Here is a 25,197-nt window from a genome sequence, read left to right as displayed (position 1 = left end):
CACAGCCAGTACGAGAAGGCGAGTCGGGAAAACCGTGACGACGTCCATCGAAGGCAGGATCGCCGAGGAGCTCGGCGTACGTGAGCGTCAGGTGAAGGCGGCCGTCGACTTGCTCGACGGCGGGTCCACCGTTCCGTTCATCGCGCGCTACCGCAAGGAAGCGACCGAGATGCTCGACGATGCGCAGCTGCGCACGCTCGAGGAGAGGCTGCGGTACCTGCGGGAACTCGAGGACCGCCGTGCGGCGGTCCTCGAGTCCGTACGCGAGCAGGGCAAGCTCGACGCCACCCTGGAGGCGCAGATCCGGGCGGCCGACACCAAGGCGCGGCTGGAGGACATCTACCTCCCGTTCAAGCCGAAGCGCCGGACGAAGGCGCAGATCGCGCGCGAGGCGGGCCTGGAGCCCCTGGCCGACGCGCTCCTCGGGGACCCGTCCGTGGACCCCCTGACCGCCGCCGCGTCGTTCGTCGGCGCCGAGAACGGTGTGGCGGACCCGGCGGCGGCGCTGGAAGGCGCCCGGGCGATCCTGACCGAGCGCTTCTCGGAGGACGCCGATCTGACCGGCGAACTGCGGGAACGCATGTGGTCGCGGGGCAGGGTCGTCGCGAGGGTACGCGACGGGAAGGAGGAGGCGGGCGCGAAGTTCGCCGACTACTTCGACTTCGCAGAGCCGTTCACCGCGCTGCCCTCGCACCGCGTCCTCGCGATGCTCCGGGGTGAGAAGGAGGACGTGCTCGACCTGGTCCTGGAGCCGGAGGAGCCGTCGGAGCAGCCCGGGCCGTCGCCGTACGAGAACATGATCGCCCGGCGGTTCGAGGTCGCGGACCGTGGCCGGCCGGGGGACAAATGGCTGGGTGACACGGTGCGCTGGGCCTGGCGCACCCGGATCCTGGTGCACCTCGGGATCGACCTGCGGCTGCGGCTGCGCACGGCGGCGGAGGACGAGGCGGTGCGTGTCTTCGCGTCGAACCTGCGCGATCTGCTGCTCGCGGCCCCGGCCGGCACCCGGGCGACGCTGGGGCTCGACCCCGGATTCCGTACGGGCGTGAAGGTCGCCGTCGTGGACGCGACCGGCAAGGTCGTGGCGACGGATGTCATCCACCCCCATGTGCCGGCCAACAAGTGGGACCAGTCGCTGGCCGCGCTGGAGCGGCTCGCCAGGGAGCACCAGGTCGATCTGATCGCGATCGGCAACGGCACCGCCTCCCGCGAGACCGACAAGCTCGCCGGTGAACTGTGCGACAAGCACCCGGAGCTGAAGCTCACCAAGGTGATGGTCTCGGAGGCGGGCGCTTCCGTGTACTCGGCTTCGGCCTTCGCCTCGCAGGAACTCCCCGACATGGACGTGTCGTTGCGCGGAGCCGTCTCGATCGCACGCCGGCTTCAGGACCCGCTGGCCGAGCTGGTGAAGATCGATCCGAAGTCCATCGGCGTGGGTCAGTACCAGCACGACCTGGCCGAGGTGAAGCTCTCGCGTTCCCTGGACGCGGTGGTCGAGGACTGCGTGAACGGCGTGGGGGTCGACGTCAACACCGCGTCGGCGCCGCTGCTCTCGCGCGTGTCGGGTATCGGATCCGGGCTGGCCGAGAACATCGTGGCTCACCGCGACGCGAACGGCCCCTTCCGCTCCCGGCGGGCGCTCAAGGACGTGGCACGGCTGGGCCCGAAGGCGTACGAGCAGTGCGCGGGATTCCTCAGGATCCGGGGCGGCGACGATCCCCTGGACGCGTCGAGCGTCCATCCGGAGGCGTATCCCGTGGTCCGGACGATGGTGAAGCGGACGGGCGGTGACGTCGCCTCGCTGATCGGCAACACGGACACCCTCCGGTCGTTGCGGCCGGACGACTTCGTGGACGAGAAGTTCGGTCTGCCGACGGTCACGGACATCCTCAAGGAGCTGGAGAAGCCGGGCCGCGACCCACGGCCCGCCTTCCGTACGGCCACCTTCAAGGAGGGGGTCGAGAAGCTCGGCGACCTGGCTCCCGGAATGGTGCTGGAGGGTGTCGTCACGAACGTCGCGGCGTTCGGCGCGTTCGTGGACGTCGGCGTCCACCAGGACGGCCTCGTCCATGTGTCGGCGATGTCGCGGACGTTCGTCAAGGACCCGAGGGATGTCGTGAAGCCGGGCGACATCGTCAAGGTGAAGGTCATGGACGTCGACATCCCGCGCAAGCGCGTCTCACTGACCTTGCGCCTCGACGACGAGACCACGGTGGGCCAGGGCGGCGGACAGGGCGCGAAGCGCGAGCGGAACGCGCAGGGCGGCGGCGAGCGGCCGCCCAGGCAGCGTCAGGGCCAGGGCCAGGGGCAGCAGCGTCAGGGCCAGGGCCAGGACGGCCGCCAGGGAGGCACGGGCCGACGGCGTGACGGGCGTGCGGGCGGTGGCAGCGGCGGCGGCGCACCACGCCCCGCCGCCGCGCCGGCCAACAGCGCGATGGCCGACGCGCTTCGGCGCGCGGGACTCACGGGCGACTCCGGCCAGGGCGGCCGCAAGCGCTGAAGCGGAGGGGCGGGCGGACGGGGCGTCAGTCCTGTCCGCCCGCCGCGGTTTTCGCCTGACATCGCACCGCTGACAAGGCACGACGACCTCCCCCGGAAAGAGTGCTGCCGGAAGCATTGACATGCCCAGGACGCACCATCACCCTGAGTGCCAACCCGGGATGCAACCGGTTGCACAGCATCGGCTGCATCCCGGTAGCACGGACCACAGGCTTCAGGAGTGGGACTCCCCACCACTCACACCCCTATGACCCCGCCGCGGAAAGGACTGCCGATGTCCCGCACGGCAAGAGCACCCACTCGCATCGCATAGCCCTGGCGGCCGGAGCCGAGTCCTGGCCGACATCCAGGCCCTTTCAGCTTCTTGACGCACCTCCTGTTGTGCAACCGGTTGCAGAGAATCGGGTCCCAAGGGTGTTCATGACCTGCGGATCCCTGTATGCAGCGAGGGCCGGCAGGGGTACGTTCGGTGGCAGGCGGCTGATGCCGCAGGACGGGCAAGGGGTAGCAACCGTGGCGATGACCATCCGTGATGTCGCGCAGGCCGCGGGGGTTCACGTCTCCACCGTCTCGCGGGCCTTCTCGGCCTCCCATCTCGTGAAGCGGGAGACCCGGGACCGGGTCCTGGCCGTCGCCGCGGAGCTGGGCTACCAGCCCAACGAGACGGCGCGGGCGCTGACAACGGGCCGCACGAGGAATCTCGGGCTGATCGTCTCCGACATCGCCAACCCCTTCTATCCGCCGCTCATCAAGGCGGCCCAGGCATACGCACGCGTCCGCGGCTACCAGGTCTTCGTCGCGGACACCGACGAGGACGTCCACGCCGAGGAGGAGCTGATCCAGACCCTGGCCCGCCAGGTGGACGGTGTGGTCCTGGTCAGCCCCCGACTGGCCAACGACGTCATCGCCCGGCTGGGCGGCGACCTGCCCTTCGTCCTGGTCAACCGCCAGGTGGCGGGCCTCTCCGCCGTACTGATGGACGTGGCTCACGGCGCGGCCCTCGCGGTGGAACACCTCGCGGGGCTGGGCCACGGGCATCTGGCCCTGGTCGGCGGCCCGCGGGGGTCGTGGACCAGCGCGGAGATGCGACGGGCCGCCGGCCGGGCGGCGGCGGACCAGGGGATCCGGCTCGACGTGCTCGGCCCCAACGCGCCGACGGAGCAGGGCGGGATCAAGGCGACGGCCGCCGTACTGAGGACAGGAGCCACCGGGGTGATCGCCTACAACGACCTGGTCGCCATCGGGCTCATCGAGGGCCTGGACGGCAGGGACGTACGGGTGCCTCGCGACATCAGCGTGGTCGGCGTGGACGACACCGTCGCCGGGCGGCTGAACCGGCCACGGCTCACCACGGTCGCCATGCCCACCGCACCGGCCGGCCGGACGGCGGTCGATCTGCTGATCCAGACGATCGAGACGGCGGGCACCGGCCCCGCCACGGCGCAGACCACGCTGGCCACCTCGCTGGTCGTCAGGGATTCCACCGCGAACCCGGGCCACTGATCGTCCGCTTCATCTTGTTGACCGCTCAGGACGGGTGTCGTACCGTCACCGCTGTTCGCATACACGAACTCGGTTCAGTATACGGAATTTAGTTTTCGGAGCCGGGACAGCCTTCACCACCGCACCAACCACTGACAGGTGCCTGCGGAGGACGCCGCAGGCGGTGAAAGGAATAGCCAGTGCGCACTGAGAATCAGCACGTCAGAAGACGTGGCGGCCGTGCGGCCGCCACCTTGGTCGCCGTGGTTTCGCTGCTAGCCGCGGGACTCACCGCGCTCTTCGCGACCGGCTCGGCCTCGGCTGCCCCGGCCGCAGGCTCGTACAGGCTGGCGAACGCCGCCAGCGGTCTGTGTCTGGGCGTACCGGGCTCCAGCACCTCTGCGGGGACGCAGCTCGCCCAGAGTGCCTGCAACGGCGCCGCGAGCCAGACCTGGAAGCTCACCGCGTCAGGCAGCGGGTACACCCTGGCCGCCGCGAGCAGCGCCAAGTGCGCCGGGGTGAAGGACGCCTCCACCAGTGCCGGCAAGGCGGTGGAGCAGCAGAACTGCAGCACTGCCGCGACCCAGGTGTGGACCCTGACCGCGGTCAGCGGCAACACCTACCGCGTCGTCAACAGCAACGGCGGCAAGTGCCTCAACGTGAAGGACAGCTCGACCGCCTCGGGCGCCCTGGTCCAGCAGAACTCCTGCGACTCGGTGAGCAGCAAGAGCTGGACCTTCACCGCCTCGGGCACCGTTCCCACGGACCCGCCGACGGATCCGCCGACCGACCCGCCCACGGACCCGCCCACCGACCGTCCGTCGTGGCCGAGTGCCAACGGCAGCCAGGCCGTCTCCTCGACCATCGAGGTCTCGGGCACGTACGACGGTGGCATGAAGCGCCTGTACGGCAGCGGTGACCTGGGCAGTGGCGACCAGGGCGAGGACCAGCCGCCGATGATCAAGCTGGCCGACGGCGCAACCCTGCAGAACGTCATCCTCGGTGCTCCGGCCGCCGACGGTGTGCACTGCGCGGGCACCTGCACGATCAAGAACGTCTGGTGGGAGGACGTGGGCGAGGACGCCGCGACCTTCCGCGGTGGCTCCTCCTCGACGGTCCGCACGATCGACGGCGGCGGCGCGAAGCTGGCCGAGGACAAGGTGTTCCAGCACAACGGCGTCGGCACCCTGGTCGTGAAGAACTTCCAGGTCGACGACTTCGGCAAGCTGGTCCGTTCCTGCGGCAACTGCTCCACCCAGAACGCCCGGCACATCCAGCTGCAGAACATCTGGGCGACGGCCCCCGGCACGAGCCTGGTCGGCATCAACACCAACTACGGTGACACGGCCCGGATCTCGGACGTCACGATCTACGAGGACGGCGACCGTGACATGAAGATCTGCACCAAGTACAAGGGGACGACGAGCGGCGAGCCGAGTGAGATCGGCTCGGGTGCGGACGGCACCAACTGCATCTACTCCTCGTCCGAGATCAGTTACGTCGACTGACACGCGGACCGGCCGGGCCCGACCCTCCTCCGGGAGGGACGGGCTCCTCGCCGTCAGCCGGACTCGGTGACCTTGCCGTCGGACACCTCGACGCGGCGGGTCGTACGGACCGCCTCCAGCATCCGCCGGTCGTGAGTGACCAGCAGCAGCGTCCCGGTGTACGCCTCCAGCGCCGACTCAAGCTGTTCGATCGCCGGCAGGTCCAGGTGGTTCGTCGGCTCGTCCAGGACGAGCAGGTTCACGCCCTTGCCCTGGAGGAGGGCGAGGCCGGCCCGGGTGCGTTCGCCGGGAGAGAGCGTGGTCGCGGGGCGCAGGACATGGGCCGCGCGCAGACCGAACTTCGCGAGCAGCGTGCGCACCTCGGCGGGCTCGGTGTCCGGTACGGCGGCGCAGAACGCGTCCAGCAGGCTCTCCGTGCCGTGGAACAGTTTGCGCGCCTGGTCGACCTCCCCCACCACGACGCCCGAGCCGAGCGTGGCGTGGCCCGCGTCGAGCGGAAGCCTGCCGAGCAGGGCGGCGAGCAGCGTGGACTTGCCCGCCCCGTTGGCGCCGGTGATGGCTACCCGGTCCGCCCAGTCGATCTGCAGGGTGGCCGGACCGAAGGCGAAGCCGCCGCGGACCACGGCGGCATCGCGCAGGGTGGCCACGACGGAACCGGAGCGCGGTGCGGACGCGATCTCCATCCGCAGCTCCCACTCCTTGCGGGGCTCCTCGACGACGTCGAGGCGCTCGATCATGCGCTGCGTCTGTTTGGCCTTCGCCGCCTGCTTCTCGCTGGCCTCACTGCGGAACTTGCGGCCGATCTTGTCGTTGTCGGTGGCCTTGCGCCGGGCGTTCTTGACGCCCTTGTCCATCCAGCCGCGCTGCATCTGGGCACGGCCCTCGAGCGCGGAGCGCTTGTCGGCGTACTCCTCGAACTCCTCGCGGGCGTGCGTCCGCGCGCGCTCGCGCTCCTCCAAGTAGGAGGCGTAGCCGCCACCGTAGAGGTTGATCTCCTGCTGGGCGAGATCGAGTTCCAGGACCTTGGTGACCGTGCGCATCAGGAACTCGCGGTCGTGGCTGACGACGACGGTTCCGGCGCGCAGCCCGGACACGAAGCGTTCCAGTCGCTCCAGTCCGTCGAGGTCCAGGTCGTTGGTGGGCTCGTCGAGCAGGAACACGTCGTAGCGCGACAGCAGCAGCGACGCCAGGCCGGCGCGGGCCGCCTGGCCGCCTGAGAGAGCCGTCATCGGCAGGTCGAGGCCGATGGTCAGGCCGAGGTCGGCGGCGACCTCCTCGGCACGTTCGTCCAGGTCGGCACCGCCGAGGGACAGCCAGCGCTCCAAGGTCTCGGAGTAGGCGTCGTCCGCGCCGGGGGCTCCGTCGACCAGCGCCTGGGTCGCGGTGTCCATGGCGGCCTGTGCCTCGGCGACCCCGGTGCGGCGGGCGAGGAACTCCCGTACGGACTCTCCCGTGCGGCGTTCGGGCTCCTGCGGGAGGTGGCCGACGGTGGCCGTGGGCGGGGAGAGCCTCAGCTCGCCCTCCTCCGGCCGGTCGAGCCCGGCGAGCAGGCGGAGCAGCGAGGACTTTCCGGCGCCGTTGGCTCCGACGAGACCGATCACGTCACCGGGCGCGACCACGAGGTCGAGCCCTGCGAAGAGTGTGCGGTCGCCGTGTCCGGCGGCGAGATCCTTGGCGACGAGAGTGGCAGTCATCAGGGTGCCGATCCTAACGAACCGCGGCGGCGGTGTTTCCCGCCGGACCGGGGTGCGACCATGGCCTGTCCGGCCCCGGGACGCGCGGGGCGACGCGGTGACAGGGGTGAGCGCGGTGGCGGATGTGGTCGTGGTGGGTGGCGGGGTCAGCGGGCTGACCACCGCCCTGCTGCTGGCGGAGCGCGGACTGCGCGTGCGGGTCTGGTCCAGGGACCCGGCCTCGGGGACGACCTCGGCCGTGGCCGGTGCGCTGTGGTGGCCGTACCGGATCGAGCCCGAGGCGCTGGTGGGCGGGTGGGCGCTCGAGACCCTCCGGGTGTACGAGGAACTGGCCTCGGCCCCCGAGGAGACCGGTGTGCGCATGGTCGCCGGGGTGCACGGGGGCGAGCGGCTGGCCGCACTGGGGCCGTGGGCCCGCGGCCTGCGTGCGTCCGAGGTGGCGGAAGGGCTACGGGTGACCCTTCCGCTGATCGACATGCCGGCCCATCTGCGCTGGCTCGAGAACAGGCTTTCCGCCGCGGGAGGTGTGGTCGAGCGGCGTTCGGTGCATGGCTTCGAGGAGGCGGCGGCCGAGGCGGGGGTGGTGGTCAACTGTGCCGGTCTCGGCGCACGCGAGCTGGTGCCCGATCCCGGGGTACGACCGGTCCGGGGCCAGCTGGTGGTGGTGGATAACCCCGGCATCGACGAGTGGTTCACGCTGGCGGATCCGGCCTCCAGCGCGACGACGTACTTCTTCCCGCAGCCGGGTGGGCTGGTGCTGGGCGGAACGGCGGAGGTGGACGATCCGCGCACGGAGCCCGATCCGCGTACGGCCGGGGAGATCGTGGCTCGGTGCGCGCGGATACGGCCGGAGATCGTCGGGGCGCGTGTCATCGGCCACCGGGTGGGCCTGCGGCCGGCCCGTGACGCCGGGGTGCGCATCGAGGCGGAGGAGCTGCCGGGCGGCGGACTGCTGGTGCACAACTACGGGCACGGGGGCGCCGGGGTGACGGTGGCCCGGGGCTGCGCACGGGCCGCGGCCCAGCTGGTGGGCTGAGCCACGACCCGTGACCGGGGCGAGGCGGAGGCGGCACGGGAGCGAGCCGGGTCAGGCGGGCGGCTCGTGCTTGTGCCGCTCGTCGCTGGTGACCTCCGCGGGGCCGGGGCCGATCCGGATCTCGAAGTCTCCGTCGTACTTGGCGTGTCCCTGGATGACCGCGGTTTCGACGGCCTCCACGCCGAACTCCCTGCGGACGATCATCGGGTCGTGGCGCAGGTCCCTCATCAGGGACACGCACATGCCGATCATGACGATGGTGAACGGCGCGGCCACGAGGATGGTCAGGTTCTGCAGGCCCGCGAGCGCGTCGCCCTGGCCGTTGCCGACGAGCAGCATGACCGCCGCGACGGCGCCGGTGACGACGCCCCAGAAGATCACGACCCACTTGGTGGGTTCGAGTACGCCCTTCTGCGAGAGGGTGCCCATCACGATGGACGCGGCGTCGGCGCCCGAGACGAAGAAGATGCCGACGAGGACCATCACCAGGATGCTCATGAGGGTGGCGACCGGGAACTGCTGCAGGACGCCGAAGAGCTGTGCCTCCGGGGTGTCGCCGACGTCGGCGAGCCGGCCCGCCTCCTCCAGCCGGATCGCCGACCCGCCGAAGACGGCGAACCAGACCAGACTGACGGTGCTGGGCACGAGGATCACGCCGCCGACGAACTGACGGATCGTCCGGCCCCGGCTGATCCTGGCGATGAACATGCCGACGAAGGGCGTCCAGGAGATCCACCACGCCCAGTAGAAGACCGTCCAGCTGGCGAGCCAGTCGGCCACCTCGCCCTTTCCGGTGGCTTCGGTGCGCCCGGCGAGCTGGGCGAGGTCACCGAAGTAGGCGCCGATGGAGGTGGGCAGCAGGTCGAGCACGATGATGGTGGGCCCCGCGATGAAGACGAAGATCACCAGGATGAGGGCGAGCACCATGTTGATGTTGGACAGCCACTGGATGCCCTTCTCGACGCCGGACACGGCGGAGGCGACGAAGGCGACCGTCAGCGCGGCGATGATCGCGACCAGCAGGCCCGTGCCGGTCTTCTCCATCCAGTTGAGCTCCTGGAAGCCGCTTCCGATCTGGAGCGCTCCGAGCCCGAGCGAGGCCGCGGAACCGAACAGGGTCGCGAAGATGGCGAGGATGTCGATGATCCGGCCGACCGTCCCGTGAGCGCGCTTCTCTCCGATGAGCGGTACGAAGACCGAGCTGATCGTCTGCCTTCTGTGCCGGCGGTAGGCGCTGTAGGCGATGGCGAGCCCGACGACCGCGTAGATCGCCCACGGGTGCAGGGTCCAGTGGAAGAGGGTGGTGGCCATCGCCGTCTGCATCGCCTCGGCGGCGTCCTCGGGGCGTGTCCCGGGCGGCGGATTCACGAAGTGGGCCAGGGGCTCACCGACGCCGTAGAACATCAGGCCGATTCCCATGCCGGCGCTGAACATCATGGCGACCCATGAGACCGTACGGAATTCGGGTTCCTCGCCCTCCTGCCCGAGCGAGATCTTCCCGTATCGGCTGATCGCGAGCCAGAGGGCGAACACCACGAAACCGGAAGCCGCCAGCATGAAGGCCCAGCCACCGTTGTGGATGAGGCCGTTGAGCAGCTTGTTGGAGACGCTCTCCAGTGAGTCGGTGGCCGTGGAGCCCCAGACCACGAAGGCGACGGTGAGCACCGCCGTGACGCCGAAGACCACCCGGTCGGTCGTGGCGCGCCGGCCGTGGTGCGGGTCGGCGGGTAGATCGGCCGTGACGGGGAGATAGTCTCCCCGCCCGCCGGTTCCCTGCTCGTCGTGTGACACAGATGGCACCTTTCACGCAGTGCGAAATTTCGCTCTCCGTAGGCAGTACCACACGTTGTGTGCATCTCACGGGACCAACAAGCCGTCCCCATCAACCACATATGCGCCGATCTGCCAGGATTTGCGAGGGTGACGAGCCGTCCGACTGCCCGGACCAGGCGGTTAGGCTGACGCCGTTCGCGCCGAACCACAGTCCGTTCGCGCCGAACCAGCCGGTTCCAGCCGTTCCCCGACGGGGCGCGCGTGCACGAGGAGCGACCATTGCCCGACCCGACCCCCGATCCGCAGCACGACGCCCGGCCCACCCTGGAGGCCGTGGCGGCCCGTGCCGGGGTGTCCAGGGCGACGGCGTCCCGAGTCGTCAACGGCGGTGCGGGCGTTCGGCAGCCCCTGGTGGACCAGGTGCGCAAGGCGGTCGACGAGCTCGGCTACATCCCGAACCACGCGGCGCGGACGCTGGTCACCCGGCGCAACGGCGCCGTCGCCGTGATCATCGACGAGCCCGAGTTCCGGATCTTCTCCGACCCCTTCTTCTCCCGCCAGATCCGTGGGATCAGCCGCGAGCTCAACGCCCACGACGCACAGCTGGTCCTGCTACTGGTGGAGGGCAGTGGCGACTTCGACCGGGTCACGCGCTATCTGGCCGGTGGCCATGTGGACGGGGTACTGGCCTTCTCGCTGCACACCGACGACGAACTGCCCTCGATCATCCGCCGGTTCCGGGTCCCGACGGTCTTCGGGGGCCGCCCGGAACACCCGGCTCCGGGCGAGGACGCGCAGCCGGTGCCGTACGTCGACTGCGACAACCGGGGCGGCGCCCGGCAGGCCGTACGCCATCTGGTCTCCCTGGGCCGGCGGCGCATCGCGCACATCGCCGGGCCCCGCGACCAGACTTCGGCCCTCGACCGGATCGACGGGTACCACGACGTCCTCCCCGACGCCGGGCCGGACCTCGTCGCGGAGGGCGACTTCACCGCGGAGGGCGGTGCCCGGGCCATGAGGGACCTGCTGGACGCCCATCCGGATCTCGACGCCGTGTTCGTGTCCAACGACATGATGGCGTCGGGTGCCCTGCGGGTGCTGCGCGAGCGGGGTGTCCGGGTACCGGAGGACGTGGCCATGGTCGGATTCGACGACATGGAGTCGGTGGCGGAGGCCACCGAACCACCGCTGACGACGGTGCGTCAGGACGTCGAGGGAATGGGCCGGCTGATGGTGCGGCTGCTGATGGAGCGGCTGAACAGTGACACGGGCACCTGGCCCGGGTCCGTGATCACCCCGACCGAACTGGTGCGCCGGGCCTCGGCCTGAGGCCCCGCGCCGGGGGCCGCCTCCTCGCGGAGGACCGGGTACCGGGAGCCGCCGCGGGCGGCAGCGGTCGCGCCGTCCGGAGCCCGGCCACCGCCCCCGGGCCCGCACGTCGCCGCGGGGCGCCGGCCCCGGCGGTCACCCGGGTCCGCCCCCGCCGGCCCGCCACTCGGCCCGCGCCGACCTGGCGAGCGGAAGATAGCGCAGCCGCTCGGGTAGCAGGGGAACCACCCGCCGCACCACGGCGCCGAAGCGCCGCAGGCGGCGCTCCTGCGCCGGCGTCCAGTCGAGCCCGATGGCCTGACGGGCGTCCGGCGGCATCAGTCCGACGGTGATGAACCCGCGGAACCGCGCCAGAGGCGGGAAGAGCACCGGCCACAGCGCCTTCAGCAGCAGCCGCAGCAGGAGGGGCCCACGGTCGGGCGGCGGCACGGGAGCGTCCGTGGCGACCAGTTCCCGTACGACGACGGTTGCCTCCACCTCCTCGGCCAGCATCTTGCGGTAGTACGGCCAGAACTCCTCGATCGTCTGCGGCATGTCCCGGTCGTGGATGCCCAGGATCCGGCCGACCTGGAGCCACTCCCGGTACAGGGCGCGTTCCTGCGCGTCGGTGAGCGGGCGGACCAGGTAGCGCGACGCGTGCCGGTAGACGGGGAAGCCGGTGGCGTGGACCCACGCGTAGTTCGCGGGCGTGAGCGCGTGGTAGCGCCGGCCCCGGGTGTCGGTCCCCTGGATCGCGCGGTGCAGTTCCCTGAGCCTGCGCCCTTCCTCGGCGGCGGCCTCTCCCCCGTACACCCAGAGCTGGAGCGAGCTCAGGGACCGCTCGCCACGCCCCCAGGGGTCCGTACGGAATACCGAGTGCTCGTCGACGCCGGCACCGACGGCCGGACGGGCGACCTGGAGGGTGAGAGCCGCCGGCAGCATCAGCAGTCCCCGGATGTCACCGGCGAGGCTCCACAGGACGCCGCCCGGCGGGGGCGGTGCGGGCTCTCCTGCGCTGGTCATGCGGGTGCTCCCAAGGGTCGGCGGGTCTCGGATCGGTGCGGGGCCCGTGTGTTCCAGTATGCGATCGCCGGAGCGCCGGCGACCCGCAGGGGCGGCGGGGCCGGTTTCACGGGCACCGCGACTGCCGGGCGGAGCGGCGCAGGGCGCGTTCCTCGCGCGGGCCCCGTTCCGGGCCCGGACGTGCAGGAGGCACCCGCCATCGGTGGTCCCGGCTGTCCGCCCCCGCAGATCACGGCGTGCGGCGACGACACCGTGGCCGCCGCACGCCGCGGAGCTGGATGCGGCCGGCTCCGGAGCAACGCCGTGCGGCGCCGCCCCGGAGCGGTGCCCCGACGAGGGAGGTCTGTCTCGGCATCCTTGTCCATGTCCGCGCGGGCCCCCTTCCTGGAATCTGTGTCAGCAGTGTTGACGCACCCTGTGAAACAAGTCAATAGTATTTGTAACTTTGACTCTCAGGGCGAGAGGGGCCATCAAATACCTTCCAAAGAAGGCAAGTTGGCTCCGAGCGATGCAGTCGTCCACCACACCACCCACCTGCCGACGGCGTCGGGAGGCAGAGCCTGACCGCGAAGTCCGTCGAGGCGGGCCAGATCCTCGTGGACGCGCAGGACGTCCGCCGTACGGGCCTCACCGCCGGCTCCCGCACCTGAACGGCCACACCGAACAGAGGAGGTTGCCCACCATGGGCCGCTACAGCCGACTGCACGAGATCCGCCGGATGGATCCCGCCCGCGACTGCGCCGAGATACTCCGGCTGATGTCCCAGTACGAATTCCCGTGGGACTACCGGCAGGGGATCAGCGTCGCCTTCCTGCGCGACTACGGCGTCCCCCGGATCTCCGTGCTGCTCGACCGCACCCAGGAGTTCGAGCGCAACGGCCAGAAACGCTACGACGACACCGTCCTGTTCGGGTACGAGATGGCGGCCGACGGCTTCGACTCGGAGCGCGCCCGGGCCGCGGCCCGCCATCTCAACCGGATCCACGGCAAGTACCGCATCCCGAACGAGGACTACCTCTATGTTCTGGCCACCACGGTCGTCGGCCCCAAACGCTGGATCGACCGGTTCGGGTGGCGGCCCCTGTGTGCGCAGGAGACTGCGGCACTGGCGGAGGTGGGGCGGCGGATGGCCGCGATGATGGGCATAGAGGGCGCTCCGGACACCTACGAGGAATTCGAGGAGCTGCTCGACTCCTACGAGGGCCGGATGTTCGCCTACGACCCCGCGAACCGCCGTGTCGCCAATGCCACCTTCAGGGTCATGGCCGCCTGGTACCCGGCTCCGCTGCGCCCCCTGGTGGCCAGGTTCGCACTCGCGCTGCTGGACGAACCGCTGCTGCGGGCGCTGGGCTTCCCGACGCAGCCCCCGTGGGTGCGCGGCGCGGCCACACGTCTGGTGCGGGCCCGGGCACACGGTGTACGCCTGCTGCCCGCCCGCCCCCGGTGGCTGCCCTCCAGACCCCGGCCACGCAGCTATCCCTTCGGATACCAGCTCGACGATCTCGGTCCGCACTGGGCGCAGAGCCGCCCGTTGGAACCACTGCCCATGGAGAAGTCATGACGACCGGAACAGACCGTACGGTGCACGGCATCGAGGACATCCGCGCCGCGGTCACGCGGGCCAGGGGCGCGGGCCGGGCCTGGGCCGCGTCCGGGTGGCGTGACCGGCGTTCCGCACTGCTGCGGTGGAAGCGTGAGCTGGCGGGCCGCGCGGACGAGTTCGCCGAGGTGATCGCGTCCGAGACCGGGAAGCCCGTGCACGACGCCCGCTCCGAGGTGCTGCTGACACTGGTCCATCTGGACTGGGCGGCACGCAACGCCCGCCGGGTGCTGGGCAGGCGGCGGGTGCCGTCCGGACTGCTGTCGGTGCATCAGCGGGCGCTGCTGGCCTACCGCCCGCTCGGGGTGATCGGCGTCATCGGACCGTGGAACTACCCGCTCTACACACCGATGGGCTCGATCGGCTACGCCCTCGCGGCGGGCAACGCCGTGGTTTTCAAGCCGTCGGAACTCACCCCGGGGACAGGGGTGCTGCTGGCACGCAGCTTCGGGGAGGCCGTCCCGGACCATGCGGACCTGCTCCAGGCGGTGACCGGCCCGGGTTCCACCGGGGCCGCCCTGGCCGGAGCGGAAGGACCCACCGGTGTGGACAAGGTCGCCTTCACCGGCTCGCCCGGCACCGCGCGCAAGGTCGCTGCGGCCTGCGCGTCGACGCTCACGCCACTGCTCGCCGAGTGCGGGGGCAAGGACGCGGTGCTGGTCGCGGCGGACGCCGATCTCGACGCGGCGGCCGACGCGATCGTGTGGGGCGCGATGGGCAATGCCGGCCAGACCTGCGCCGGCGTGGAGCGGGTCTACGCGGTGGCGTCGGTGCACGAGGCCCTCTGCTCACGCATCGTGAGCCGGGCGCGGGCGCTGGCGCCGGGTGAGGCCTACGGCGCGCTCACCCTGCCGTCCCAGCTCGACGTGGTGGAACGCCATGTGAAACAGGCCCTGGTGGACGGTGGAACCGCCAGGCTGGGCGGCCCCGACGCGCTGCGGGGCCGCGTCCTCGGTCCGGTGGTGCTCTCGGATGTGCCGGAGGACTCACCGGCCGTGACCGAGGAGACCTTCGGACCGGTGGTCGTGGTGAACCCGGTGCGCGACATGGACGAGGCCGTGGAACGGGCCAACGCGTCGGCGTACTCCCTGGGGGCCGCCGTGTTCACCCGGTCCCGTGCGGCCGGGATCGCCGTGGCAGAGCGCCTCGGCTCGGGCGCGGTGTCGGTGAACTCGGTGCTCGGCTTCGCCGCGATCCCCTCGCTGCCGTTCGGTGGTGCGGGCGAGTCGGGGTACGGGCGGATCCACGGCGAGGAGGGGCTGCGGGCCTTCGCGGCACCGCACTCGGTCACCGTACGGCGGTTCGCACCGGCGGTGGACCTGACGTCGTTCTCGACGCCCCGGGCCAAGGTCGCCCGGGCCGTGGAGCTGGGCAGGAAGCTGCACGCCCGCTTCTGAAGGCGGTCACCCCACGTTGAGCAGCGGCACCAGATAGCGGCGGGCGAAGTCGCCCACCTGCTCGTCGTCGTCGAGTTCGAAGCAGCTCACCGGGTTGAGGAGGAAGGAGACGGTGATCCGCACCATCAGTTCGGCGACCGGTGTCGGGTCCGTCTCCGGCCTCCCTTCGACGCGCTGGGCGTGGCGGAGCCGGTCGGCCAGATATCCGCGCATCGCAAGAAAGGCGGGACCGCTCTCCAGTGTGAGGAAGGGGAGCATGATCTCCGGCTCCAGCCTCAGCAGTCCTCCCACCAGCGGGTGTTCCCGGATGTGCTTGAGCACCGTGACGAAGCCGGCGACGAGCCGGTCCTCCATGGTGGGCAGGGCGGCCACCGCCTCGTCGACGTCCACGACGAAATTGCGGTACTCCCGCAGCAGGCAGGCCGAGACCAGGCTGTCCTTGTTGCCGATACGGCGGTACACGGTGACCCGCGAGACCTTGGCGCGCTTGGCCACGTCGTCGACGGTCGAGCGGCGCAGCCCGAAGGTCATGAACTGCTCGCGCGCCGCGTCCAGGATCTGCTCGCTCAGCGCGTCGGACGGTGGCTTCTCGCCGAGCGCCTTGGCCAGCAGTGTCTCGTCGGTACCTGGTGCCGCCATGAGCCCTCCCCGTCCGTTGTCACCACTCAACCATAACGACAACGCAACGGTGTTACCCAGTCCGTGTCTTTGTAACTCTTATCCGGAGGTTACCCATGTCCACCACCCACGCCCTCCCGCGGTCGGTCTCCGCCGAGCAGCGGGCATTCGTCACGGCTCTGCGCGACTTCGCCCGGCGCGAGTGCGGTACGCGTGAGCAGCGCGACGCGCTGGCCGCGGAGACCGGCGGCCCGCACGCGCCGTCGCTCTACGCGCGGCTCGCGGAGCTCGGCTGGCTCGGCGTGTGCCTGCCCGAGGCCTACGGGGGCTCGGGCGGCGGGATGACGGATGCCTGCCTGTTCCTGCGGGAGACGGCGCGAGGTCTCGTACCGGCGGGCGGTTTCATCACCTCGGTGATCACCGCGAAGGCTTACGAGCGTTTCGGCAGCGAGGCCCAGTGCAAGGCGGCGATCGGTGGTGCGGTGGCCGGCCAGGTGCTGTCCATCGCGATGTCGGAACCTGAGGCGGGATCCGACGTGGCGGCGCTGCGCTGCAAGGCCGAGCGAACCCCGGACGGCGGCTGGCTGGTCAACGGTCACAAGACCTGGATCTCCAACGCGCACCTGGCCGAGCACATCCTGCTGGTGGCCAGGACCGACGCGGGCGGCGCGAAGCACGAGGGGCTGACCATGTTCCATGTCCCGGCCGGAACCCCGGGGATCGGGATACGGCCCATCGAGACGATGGGCGGCCGCGAGGTCAACGACGTCTTCCTCACCGACGTCCGGCTGCCGGCCGACGCCGTGATCGGCACCGCCGACCGCGCCTGGACCCAGCTGATGGCCGGCCTCGACGCGGAGCGGCTCTTCCTGGCGGCGAACATGCTGGGTCTGGCGGAGCGGGTCCTGGAGGACATCGTCGCGTACGTTCGCGGACGCGAGCAGTTCGGCCGTCCGGTCGGCTCCTTCCAGGCCTTGCGGCACCGGCTGGCCGACCTGGCGACCGAGATCGAGTGCGCACGCCTGCTGGTCTTCGACGTGGCGGCGGCCTGCGACGCCGAGCCGGAGAAGTCGTTCTCCCGTGAGGCCTCCATGGCGAAGCTCAAGGCCACCGAGACGGCGAGGCACGCGGCGCTGGAGGGCATGCAGATGATGGGCGGCTACGGCTACGCGACCGAGTACGACATGGAACGTCATCTGAGGACGGCGGTGGTGTCGACGGTGTACGGCGGCACGAGCGAGATCCAGCGCGACATCATCGGCAAGAGCTACGGCCTCTGAGGGCTCCACGCCGGGCGGCCCCCACCCGGATCCCGGGAGGGGCGCTCCGCCGGGCGGCCCCTCACCCGTGGTCGTAAACCGTCACGTCGATGCCGCGGCTCACCAGCCGCTCGGTGATGAGGGGTTCGACCCTGGGCCAGGTGCCGCCCGCCAGCCCGCAGCCGATCCGCGGCATGTGGACGGAGGCCCCCAGATCGGCGGCCTTGGCGGCCACCTTGTCCAGCCCCGCGTCGATCGCCTCGTAGCGCACCGGGACTCCCTTGCTGCCGGTGCGTATCCCCCGCTGACCCACCACGTTCGCCACCCAGATGTACCGCTCGGCCTGGACGAACTGCACCGCCCCCAGCCCGAAGTCGTTGCCCGAGCGCTCGCGGTGCCAGCGCCGGTAGGCGGCTTCGGGCCCGGGCCAGCGGCGGGACACGGCGAGGACGAAGCCCTTGCCCCAGCCGCCCAGGTCGTTGCAGACGTGCACGATCAGCTTGACGCCCTTGCCCTGGGGCGCGGTGGCGTCGCCCTGCACATATGTGATCCCCGACATGTGCCCAGCGTACGGACCGCCACTGACAACGGGCCCTCGCTCAGGCCCTGTCCTGCGCGTACAGCGCGTCGAGGATCTCCCCGTACTGATCGCGGATCACCCTGCGGCGGAGCTTCAGGGAGGGGGTCAGCTCACCGGTCTCCGGGCCCCATTCCCTCGTCAGCAGCCGGTAGCGCTTGATCTGTTCGGTACGGTTCAGCCGGGCGTTGGCCGCCTCGACGGCGCGCGCGATCTCCGCGTGCACTTCCGGGTGGGCGGCCGGGTCGCCTTCGATGCCGCGGGCTGCCGCCCAGGCCGGCGCCATCTCCGCGTCGAGCACGAGCAGGGCGACCAGGTAGGAACGGCCGTCGCCGTGAACGAGGGCCTGGCCGATCAACGGGTGTTCCTTGAGGGTGTTCTCGACGAGCGCGGGCGAGACGTTCTTGCCGGTCGAGGTGATGATCATTTCCTTCTTGCGGTCCGTGAGCCAGAGGTAGCCGTCCTCGTCCGTACGGCCGATGTCCCCGGTCGCGAACCAGCCGTCCTCGTCGAGGGCCCTGTCCACGGTGCCGTCGTCGCGCAGGTATCCGGCGAACACCGTCTCACCCCGGACAAGGATCTCGCCGTCGTCGGCGATCCGTAGCTCCAGCCCCTCCAACGGGCGCCCCACCGAACCGAGGCGGAAGGCCGACGGGCTGTTGGTGGTGAACACCCCGACGGTCTCGGTGAGCCCCCAGGCGTCCATGACGACGATGCCGAAGCCCGCCCAGAAGCGCACGACGTCGAGGGGCATCGGTGCGGAGGCGCTGGCCGTCCACACCAGCCGTTCGAACCCCGCCAGCGAGAGCAGGGGGTCGAGCACCGTGTCCTTGGCCGCCCTGTAAGCGGCCTCCAGCTCGGCGGAGGGGGTCTCGCCGCGCTCCCGGCACGAAACGTGCTCACGGGCCGTCCCGCTCGCCTCCTCGATCGCGGTCCGCTGTTCCTCCGGCAGCGTCGCCAGGGCCGCCCGCACGGACGCGGCGAGCTTCTCCCACACCCGGGGCACACCGAAGAACTGGGCGGGGTGGAGGGAGCGTGCCGTGGCGGCGACGGCTGCGGCGTCCGCGCAGAGGTGGACGTGCGAAGCCCTGAAGACCGGCAGATAGATGCCCAGCATCCGCTCCGCGATGTGAGCGAAGGGGAGGTAGCAGATGTGCTCGACGTGGTCGGGGAGCTCCACCACCCGGTCCAGGGCGAGTGCGTTGACCACGACGCTCCGGTGGGTGATCGGGACGGCCTTCGGGTCGCCGGTGGTGCCCGAGGTGTAGACGACCGTCAGCGGATCCTGGGCGCGGGTCTCCCGCCATGCCTTGTCGAAGGCCTCGTCGCTGCGCAGCCGCTCCCCCGTCGCGTGCAGCGTGGCGTACGACTGGTGGGGCCCGGCGGCGCCGGGCTCCACGACGACGAGCGCCTCCAGCGGTACGGTGCCGTCCGCCAGCAGGGGCTCCCAGAGCTCCCGCTCCCTGGCGCCCTCCACGATCGCGAGCCTGGCGCGGCTGTGCCGGGCGATGTGGGCGATCTGGCCGGGTGCCGCGGTTCCGTACACGGTGACGGGGACGGCACCGAGGTGGGTGAGGGCCAGGTCGCTGAGCCAGTGCTCGGCCCGGTTGCCCATCATCATGAGGACCTGTTCGCCACGTTCCACGCCGAGGGCGCCGTAGCCGGCGGCGAGCACGGCCGCCTCGCGGCGTACGTCCCGCCAGGTGAGGGTGGTCCATCCGCCGTCGTCGCCCGCGCCTTCGCCCGCACGCCAGGAGAGGGCCGGACGGTCCCCGTGGTCCTCGGCGTTGCGCAGCAGCAAGGCAGGGAGTGTGAGTTGCCCGGGTTCGGTGGGAAGTCTCAGGATCGTGGTCACGGCCGCCTCCTGTCCGTTCGGCCGGACCGTGCGGTCCGTACCGGGGGTGGGACTGCGCTTCGATGCTGCCGGACACTTTCACAACAGTGGTGAGACAGCAATACTGTTGCACCTGATCGGTACACAGGCGCGGGCACGGGAACAAGCACGGGCACGGACAGCGGCACAGGAACGACGGTGCCTTGGCAACAAGGAGTGGACATGACGACCGGGACCGACGAGCCGACGCTGACCGTCGACGAACTGGCGGCACGCGCGGGGGTCACCGTGCGCACCGTGCGCTTCTACAGCACAAGAGGCCTGCTGCCGCCCCCGGTGATCGGGCCCCGGCGCGTCGGGCACTACGGGCACGACCACCTGTCCCGGCTGGCCCTCATCGAGGAACTCCAGCACCAGGGCATGACGCTGGCCGCCATCGAGCGCTACCTGGAGCAGCTGCCACCCGACCTGAGCGCGCAGGACCTGGCGATCCACCGCGCCCTGGTGGCGTCCTGGGCCCCGGACTCCGCCGAGGACATGGAGCGTGCCGAGCTGGAGCGGCGGGCGGGGAGGCCCCTGAGCGCGCAGGACGTGGACCGGCTGGCGGCCATGGGGGTGCTGGAGCGTCCCCGGACACCCGACGGGCCGTTCAGTGTGGCGCCCGGCCTGCTGCGGCTCGGGGTGGAGCTCCTGGACGTGCCCATCGCGCACGAGACGATCCTGGCCGCGCGCACGGTCCTGCTGGAGCACACCCGCTCGGCCGCCCACGAGCTGACGCGGCTGTTCCGGGACGAGGTGTGGACCCCCTACCGGGAGCGGGAGTCGGACCCGGAACACGTACAGGCGATGAAGTCGCTCTCGGCCCACATGCAGCCGATGGTGCTCCAGGCGCTGCTGACGGCCTTCCAGCGGTCGCTGAAGGAGGAGCTGCGGGCCGCGTTCACCACGGGCAAGGAGGAGTGAACACGGCCCGCGGAGAGCCGTCAGTCGTGGAAGGTCTCGCCCTTGGCCGCCTTCTCCAGCAGGAGCGTGGACGGCAGGAAGCGGTCTCCGTAGCGCTCTGCGAGCTGCCGGGCGCGCGCCACGAAGCCGGGCAGGCCGCCCTCGTACCCGTTGATGTACTGGAGCACGCCGCCGGTCCAGGCGGGGAAGCCGATGCCCATGATGGAGCCGATGTTGGCGTCGGCGACGGTCATGAGGACGTTCTCCTCCAGGCAGCGGACGCTGTCCAGCGCCTCGGAGAAGAGCATCCGCTCCTTCATGTCCTCGAAGGGCACGTCGGTGCCGGGCTTCGTGAAGTGCTCACGCAGGCCCGGCCAGAGCGCACCGCGCGCGCCGTCCTCGCCGTAATCGTAGAAGCCCGCTCCCCCGCTGCGTCCGGGCCTGCCGAACTCGTCGACCATCCGGTCGATGACCCCGTCCGCGGGGTGCGTGGCCCAGGCACCGCCTGCCTCCTCGACGGCGCGCCGGGTCTCGTTGCGGATCTTGCGGGGCAGGGTCAGCGTCAGCTCGTCCATGAGGGAGAGCACCTTGGCCGGGTAGCCGGCCTGCGCCGCCGCCTGTTCGACCGACGCGGGCTCCACGCCCTCGCCGACCATCGCGACGCCCTCGTTGATGAAGTGGCCGATGACGCGTGAGGTGAAGAAGCCGCGCGAGTCGTTGACGACGATCGGGGTCTTCTTGATCCGGCGGACCAGGTCGAAGGCGCGTGCCAGAGCCTCGTCGCCGGTCTTCTCGCCCTTGATGATCTCGACGAGCGGCATCTTGTCGACCGGCGAGAAGAAGTGCAGCCCGATGAAGTCCACCGGCCTGCTGACGCCTTCGGCGAGCACGGTGATGGGCAGCGTCGAGGTGTTGGAGCAGAGCAGCGCGTCGGGGTCGACGATGTCCTGGATCTCCTTGAACACCTTGTGCTTGAGGGCGGTGTCCTCGAAGACCGCCTCGATCACGGCGTCGCAGCCGGCGAGGTCGGCAGGGTCCCCGGTCGGGGTGATGCGGGCCAGCAGCTCGTCCCGCTTCGCCTCGGTCGTGCGGCCCCGGGAGAGCGCCTTGGCGAGGAGCTTCTCGCTGTACGCCTTGCCCTTGGCGGCGGCCTCGGCGGAGACGTCCTTCAGGACGACGTCGATGCCGGCGCGTGCGCAGGAGTAGGCGATGCCCGCCCCCATCATCCCGGCTCCGAGGACCGCCACCTTGCGGACCTGGCGTTCCTCGACGCCCTCCGGGCGGCTGGCGCCGGAGTTGACGGCCTGGAGATCGAAGAAGAACGCCTGGATCATGTTCTTGGCGACCTGGCCGGTGACCAGCTCGGTGAAGTAGCGCGCCTCGATGGTCTGCGCGGTCTCGAAGTCGACCTGCGCCCCCTCGACCGCCGCGGCCATGATGTTGCGGGGTGCGGGCATGGGCGCGCCCGCGAGCTGCTTCTTCAGGTTGGCCGGGAAGGCGGGCAGGTTGGCCGCGAACTTCGGGTTCGACGGGGTGCCGCCGGGAATCCGGTAGCCCTTGACGTCCCAGGGCTGCTGCGACTCGGGGTTGGCGTCGATGAAGGCGCGGGCCTTGTCGAGCATCTCATCACGGGTGGCCGCGACCTCGTGGACCAGGCCGTTCTCCAGCGCCCGCTGCGGGGTGTACTGGGTGCCCTGGAGCAGGACCTTCAGCAGGGCGTCGGTGATGCCCATCAGCCGCACGGTGCGGGTGACACCGCCGCCTGCGGGAAGCAGGCCGAGGGTGACCTCGGGCAGGCCGATACGGGAGCCGGGGGCGTCCAGGGCGACGCGGTGGTGGGCGGCGAGCGCGATCTCGTAACCGCCGCCGAGCGCGGCGCCGTTGATGGCGGCCACGACAGGCTTGCCGAGGGTCTCGATGCGGCGCAGCGACTTCTTGATGGCCGTTCCGGCGTCGAACGCCGCCTGGGCGTTCTCGGGACCGATCCTGATCATGTCCTTGAGGTCGCCGCCCGCGAAGAAGGTCTTCTTGGCGGAGGTGTAGATGATGCCCCGGATGGAGTCCTTCTCGGCCTCGGCGCGCTCGGCGACGGCGGCGATGGAGTCCTTGAAGCCCTGGTTCATCGTATTGGCGGACTGGTTGGGGTCGTCGAGTACGAGGGTGACGACGCCGGTCTCGTCCTGTTCCCAGCGAATGGTCGTGCTCTCGGTCATTGCTTGTCTTCTCCGTAGGCAGGGATGGCCGGGGGACGGTCAGAGACGCTCGATGACGGTGGCGACACCCATGCCGCCGCCGACGCAGAGGGTGACGAGGCCGTAGCGCTTGTCCTGACGCTCCAGTTCGTCGATGAGCGTGCCCAGGATCATCGCGCCGGTCGCGCCGAGCGGGTGGCCGAGTGCGATGGCGCCGCCGTTGACGTTCACCTTGTCGAGGCTCAGGCCCATGTCCTTGACGAAGCGCAGGACGACTCCGGCGAAGGCCTCGTTGATCTCGACGAGGTCGATGTCGTCGATGGTGAGCCCTGCCTTGGCCAGCGCCTTGCGGGTGGCGGGGGCCGGTCCGGTGAGCATGATGGTCGGCTCGGACCCGGAGACGGCGGCGGAGACGATCCGGGCACGCGGGGTGAGCCCGTAGCGCTCACCGGTCTCCTTGGAGCCGATCGCGACGAGTGCCGCGCCGTCGACGATCCCGGAGGAGTTGCCCGCGTGGTGGACGTGGTCGATCTTCTCGACCCAGTGGTACTTCTGGAGGGCCACGGCGTCGAATCCGCCCATCTCGCCGATCGTGGCGAACGAGGGCTTGAGGGACGCGAGGGAGTCGGCGGTGGTGCCGGGGCGCATGTGCTCGTCGTGGTCGAGGACGAGCAGGCCGTTGCGGTCCCTGACGGGGACGACGGAACGGGCGAAGCGCTCCTCCTTCCAGGCGATCGCGGCGCGCTCCTGCGAGAGGGCGGCGTACTCGTCGACGTCCCGGCGCGAGAAGCCCTCGACGGTGGCGATGAGGTCGGCGCCGACGCCCTGCGGGGCGAAGCCGGTCTCGAAGCTGGTCATCGGGTCCATGGCCCAGGCCCCGCCGTCGGATCCCATGGGCACCCGGGACATCGACTCGACGCCGCCGGCCAGGACGAGGTCCTCCCAGCCCGAACGGACCTTCGCGGCGGCCAGGTTGACCGCTTCGAGGCCGGAGGCGCAGAAGCGGTTCTCCTGGACGCCCGCGACGGAGTCCGGGAGTCCCGCGGCGATCGCCGCGATCCGGGCGATGTCGGATCCCTGGTCACCGAGCGGGCTGACGACACCGAGGACGATGTCGTCGATGGCCGCCGGGTCGAGTCCGGGGAAACGGTCACGGATCTCGTGGATGAGGCCGACGACGAGGTCGATCGGCTTGGTGCCGTGCAGGGCGCCGTTGGCCTTGCCGCGGCCGCGCGGGGTGCGGATCGCGTCGTAGACGAATGCTTCGGTACTCAAGGCAGCTGCCTTTCGGATCGGTGCTGGGCGGGCGGGTCAGGAGAGCAGCGAGCGGCCGATGATCTCCTTCATGATCTCGGTCGTCCCGCCGTAGATGGTCTGGATGCGGCCGTCCGTGAAGGCCTTGGCGACCCGGTACTCCGTCATGTAGCCGTATCCGCCGTGGAGCTGGAGACAGCGGTCGGCCACCCTCTTCTGCAACTCGGTGGCCCACCACTTGGCCATCGAGGCGTGGACGGCGTCGAGTGTCCCCTCGGAGTGGTCGACGATGCACCGGTCGAGGAAGGTACGGGTGACGGCGCACTCGGTGGCCATCTCGGCGATCTCGAAGCGGATGTGCTGGAGCTTGGAGAGGGGGCGCCCGAATGCCTCGCGTTCCTTGACGTACCGGGTGGTGATCTCCAGGAGGTACTCGGCGGCGGCGATCCCCGCGACCGCTATGCCCATCCGTTCCTGGGCCAGGTTGGTCATGAGGTGGATGAAGGCGCCGTCGAGCTCGCCGAGGAGGTTTCCCTTGGGGACGCGTACGTCGTTGAAGAACAGCTCGGCGGTGTCCTGGGACTTCTGGCCGATCTTGTCGAGGTTGCGGCCGCGCTCGAACCCTTCGGCGCCGCGCTCGACGACGAGCAGCGACAGCCCTTTCGCACCACCCTCCGGCGAGGTCTTCGCGACGACGATCACCAGGTCGGCGAGGATGCCGTTGGAGATGAAGGTCTTGGAGCCGTTGAGGAGCCAGTGGTCGCCCTTGTCCTCGGCAGTGGTGCGGATGCCCTGGAGGTCGGAGCCCGCACCGGGTTCCGTCATCGCGATGGCGGTGATGATCTCGCCGCTGCAGAAGCCGGGCAGCCAGCGCCGCTTCTGTTCCTCGGTGGCGAGGTCGGTGAGATACGGGCCGATGATGTCGTTGTGCAGACCGAGCGCCAGCCCGGAGACACCGGCCCGGGTGAACTCCTCGGCGATGACCGCGCTGTAGCGGAAGTCCGTGTTGCCCCCGCCGCCGTACTCCTCGGGGACGGCGAGGCCGAGCAGTCCCTGCCGGCCGGCCGCGAGCCAGGCCTCACGCGAGACGATGCCGTCCTTCTCCCACTGCTCGTAGTGCGGGAGGACCTCCTTGGCCAGGAAGGTGCGGACGGTCTCGCGGAACGCGTCGTGCTCTTCGGTGAAGATCTGCCGCTGCACT

Annotated in this window: 18 protein-coding genes; 9 read left to right on the top strand and 9 right to left on the bottom strand. The window is 70.6% G+C overall.

Going from position 1 to position 25,197, the window contains the following annotated elements; translation table 11 throughout:
• Positions 1 to 34: 34 nt before the first annotated feature.
• The 3 genes from HED23_RS14220 to HED23_RS35865 all read left to right on the top strand — a co-directional run bounded on the left by HED23_RS14220 (position 35) and on the right by HED23_RS35865 (position 5,489).
• Positions 35 to 2,500 (top strand): Tex family protein, encoded by a 2,466-nt coding sequence (locus HED23_RS14220; RefSeq protein ID WP_203183791.1) that lies wholly within the window; start codon positions 35 to 37, stop codon positions 2,498 to 2,500.
• Between the two features lie 518 nt (positions 2,501 to 3,018).
• On the top strand, positions 3,019 to 4,002 hold the full coding sequence (locus HED23_RS14215; protein WP_203187474.1) for a LacI family DNA-binding transcriptional regulator: 984 nt from the start codon (positions 3,019 to 3,021) through the stop codon (positions 4,000 to 4,002).
• A 179-nt stretch (positions 4,003 to 4,181) separates the two neighbouring features.
• Positions 4,182 to 5,489 (top strand): pectate lyase, encoded by a 1,308-nt coding sequence (locus tag HED23_RS35865; RefSeq protein ID WP_338019591.1) that lies wholly within the window; start codon positions 4,182 to 4,184, stop codon positions 5,487 to 5,489.
• A gap of 53 nt (positions 5,490 to 5,542) precedes the next feature.
• Here HED23_RS35865 and HED23_RS14205 read toward each other — a convergent pair whose 3' ends face one another.
• Positions 5,543 to 7,183: an ABC-F family ATP-binding cassette domain-containing protein gene (locus tag HED23_RS14205; RefSeq protein WP_203183790.1), complete on the bottom strand. Its 1,641-nt coding sequence runs from the start codon at positions 7,181 to 7,183 to the stop codon at positions 5,543 to 5,545.
• Positions 7,184 to 7,289: 106 nt separating this feature from the next.
• On the opposite strand from HED23_RS14205, the gene HED23_RS14200 reads away from it, so the two are divergent.
• Positions 7,290 to 8,219 carry an FAD-dependent oxidoreductase gene (locus tag HED23_RS14200; protein ID WP_203183789.1) on the top strand — a complete coding sequence of 310 codons (930 nt, stop codon included), beginning with the start codon at positions 7,290 to 7,292 and terminating at the stop codon, positions 8,217 to 8,219.
• A 51-nt stretch (positions 8,220 to 8,270) separates the two neighbouring features.
• Here the strand turns inward: HED23_RS14200 and HED23_RS14195 are convergent, their stop codons facing one another.
• The gene (locus HED23_RS14195; RefSeq protein WP_203183788.1) at positions 8,271 to 10,010 is read right to left on the bottom strand and encodes a BCCT family transporter; all 1,740 of its coding nucleotides are present in this window, start codon (positions 10,008 to 10,010) and stop codon (positions 8,271 to 8,273) included.
• 261 nt (positions 10,011 to 10,271) lie between these two features.
• Between HED23_RS14195 and HED23_RS14190 the strand changes: the two genes are divergently transcribed.
• Positions 10,272 to 11,321, top strand: a complete 1,050-nt coding sequence (locus HED23_RS14190; protein ID WP_203183787.1) for a LacI family DNA-binding transcriptional regulator — start codon at positions 10,272 to 10,274, stop codon at positions 11,319 to 11,321.
• A 135-nt stretch (positions 11,322 to 11,456) separates the two neighbouring features.
• Here HED23_RS14190 and HED23_RS14185 read toward each other — a convergent pair whose 3' ends face one another.
• A complete protein-coding gene (locus HED23_RS14185) occupies positions 11,457 to 12,323 on the bottom strand; it encodes an oxygenase MpaB family protein (RefSeq protein WP_203183786.1) in 867 nt (288 codons plus the stop codon).
• Between the two features lie 682 nt (positions 12,324 to 13,005).
• Here HED23_RS14185 and HED23_RS14180 point away from each other — a divergent pair.
• Positions 13,006 to 13,884, top strand: a complete 879-nt coding sequence (locus HED23_RS14180; RefSeq protein ID WP_203183785.1) for an oxygenase MpaB family protein — start codon at positions 13,006 to 13,008, stop codon at positions 13,882 to 13,884.
• The gene (locus HED23_RS14175; RefSeq protein WP_203183784.1) at positions 13,881 to 15,320 is read left to right on the top strand and encodes an aldehyde dehydrogenase family protein; all 1,440 of its coding nucleotides are present in this window, start codon (positions 13,881 to 13,883) and stop codon (positions 15,318 to 15,320) included. The genes HED23_RS14180 and HED23_RS14175 overlap by 4 nt, the downstream gene beginning before the upstream one ends.
• A gap of 6 nt (positions 15,321 to 15,326) precedes the next feature.
• Here the strand turns inward: HED23_RS14175 and HED23_RS14170 are convergent, their stop codons facing one another.
• Positions 15,327 to 15,959: a TetR/AcrR family transcriptional regulator gene (locus tag HED23_RS14170; protein ID WP_203183783.1), complete on the bottom strand. Its 633-nt coding sequence runs from the start codon at positions 15,957 to 15,959 to the stop codon at positions 15,327 to 15,329.
• 95 nt (positions 15,960 to 16,054) lie between these two features.
• Between HED23_RS14170 and HED23_RS14165 the strand changes: the two genes are divergently transcribed.
• Positions 16,055 to 17,218, top strand: coding sequence for an acyl-CoA dehydrogenase family protein (locus HED23_RS14165; RefSeq protein WP_203183782.1), 1,164 nt, complete (start codon positions 16,055 to 16,057; stop codon positions 17,216 to 17,218).
• Between the two features lie 61 nt (positions 17,219 to 17,279).
• Here the strand turns inward: HED23_RS14165 and HED23_RS14160 are convergent, their stop codons facing one another.
• Together HED23_RS14160 and HED23_RS14155 are read right to left on the bottom strand one after the other, a co-directional pair.
• The gene (locus HED23_RS14160; RefSeq protein WP_203183781.1) at positions 17,280 to 17,756 is read right to left on the bottom strand and encodes a macro domain-containing protein; all 477 of its coding nucleotides are present in this window, start codon (positions 17,754 to 17,756) and stop codon (positions 17,280 to 17,282) included.
• Positions 17,757 to 17,796: 40 nt separating this feature from the next.
• Positions 17,797 to 19,629 (bottom strand): AMP-dependent synthetase/ligase, encoded by a 1,833-nt coding sequence (locus tag HED23_RS14155; RefSeq protein WP_203183780.1) that lies wholly within the window; start codon positions 19,627 to 19,629, stop codon positions 17,797 to 17,799.
• A gap of 201 nt (positions 19,630 to 19,830) precedes the next feature.
• Here HED23_RS14155 and HED23_RS14150 point away from each other — a divergent pair, with 201 nt between their 5' ends.
• Positions 19,831 to 20,571, top strand: coding sequence for a MerR family transcriptional regulator (locus tag HED23_RS14150; protein ID WP_203183779.1), 741 nt, complete (start codon positions 19,831 to 19,833; stop codon positions 20,569 to 20,571).
• Positions 20,572 to 20,591: 20 nt separating this feature from the next.
• Here the strand turns inward: HED23_RS14150 and HED23_RS14145 are convergent, their stop codons facing one another.
• From HED23_RS14145 to HED23_RS14135, 3 genes are read right to left on the bottom strand one after another with little or no spacing between them, the layout of a single operon-like run.
• Entirely contained in the window at positions 20,592 to 22,763 is a 2,172-nt protein-coding gene (locus HED23_RS14145; protein WP_203183778.1) for a 3-hydroxyacyl-CoA dehydrogenase NAD-binding domain-containing protein, read from the bottom strand.
• A 39-nt stretch (positions 22,764 to 22,802) separates the two neighbouring features.
• Complete coding sequence (locus HED23_RS14140; protein WP_203183777.1) at positions 22,803 to 24,017, bottom strand: acetyl-CoA C-acetyltransferase; 1,215 nt, start codon at positions 24,015 to 24,017, stop codon at positions 22,803 to 22,805.
• A 36-nt stretch (positions 24,018 to 24,053) separates the two neighbouring features.
• Positions 24,054 to 25,196, bottom strand: coding sequence for an acyl-CoA dehydrogenase family protein (locus HED23_RS14135; protein ID WP_203183776.1), 1,143 nt, complete (start codon positions 25,194 to 25,196; stop codon positions 24,054 to 24,056).
• Position 25,197 lies beyond the last annotated feature (1 nt).

Source organism: Streptomyces pratensis (genome assembly GCF_016804005.1).
Lineage (GTDB): Bacteria > Actinomycetota > Actinomycetes > Streptomycetales > Streptomycetaceae > Streptomyces > Streptomyces pratensis_A.
The sequence above is the reverse complement of the archived record's forward strand: the minus strand, read 5'-3'. Positions and strand labels throughout refer to the sequence as shown.

What these genes read in the sequence shown, in the direction of transcription:
- HED23_RS14180 (WP_203183785.1), top strand. Translation starts at nt 13,006, where the DNA reads ATGGGCCGCTACAGCCGACTGCACGAGATCCGCCGGATGGATCCCGCC.
- HED23_RS14165 (WP_203183782.1), top strand. Translation starts at nt 16,055, where the DNA reads ATGTCCACCACCCACGCCCTCCCGCGGTCGGTCTCCGCCGAGCAGCGG.
- HED23_RS14185 (WP_203183786.1), bottom strand. Translation starts at nt 12,323, where the DNA reads ATGACCAGCGCAGGAGAGCCCGCACCGCCCCCGCCGGGCGGCGTCCTG.
- HED23_RS14175 (WP_203183784.1), top strand. Translation starts at nt 13,881, where the DNA reads ATGACGACCGGAACAGACCGTACGGTGCACGGCATCGAGGACATCCGC.
- HED23_RS14170 (WP_203183783.1), bottom strand. Translation starts at nt 15,959, where the DNA reads ATGGCGGCACCAGGTACCGACGAGACACTGCTGGCCAAGGCGCTCGGC.
- HED23_RS14160 (WP_203183781.1), bottom strand. Translation starts at nt 17,756, where the DNA reads ATGTCGGGGATCACATATGTGCAGGGCGACGCCACCGCGCCCCAGGGC.
- HED23_RS14215 (WP_203187474.1), top strand. Translation starts at nt 3,019, where the DNA reads ATGACCATCCGTGATGTCGCGCAGGCCGCGGGGGTTCACGTCTCCACC.
- HED23_RS14145 (WP_203183778.1), bottom strand. Translation starts at nt 22,763, where the DNA reads ATGACCGAGAGCACGACCATTCGCTGGGAACAGGACGAGACCGGCGTC.
- HED23_RS14150 (WP_203183779.1), top strand. Translation starts at nt 19,831, where the DNA reads ATGACGACCGGGACCGACGAGCCGACGCTGACCGTCGACGAACTGGCG.
- HED23_RS14205 (WP_203183790.1), bottom strand. Translation starts at nt 7,183, where the DNA reads ATGACTGCCACTCTCGTCGCCAAGGATCTCGCCGCCGGACACGGCGAC.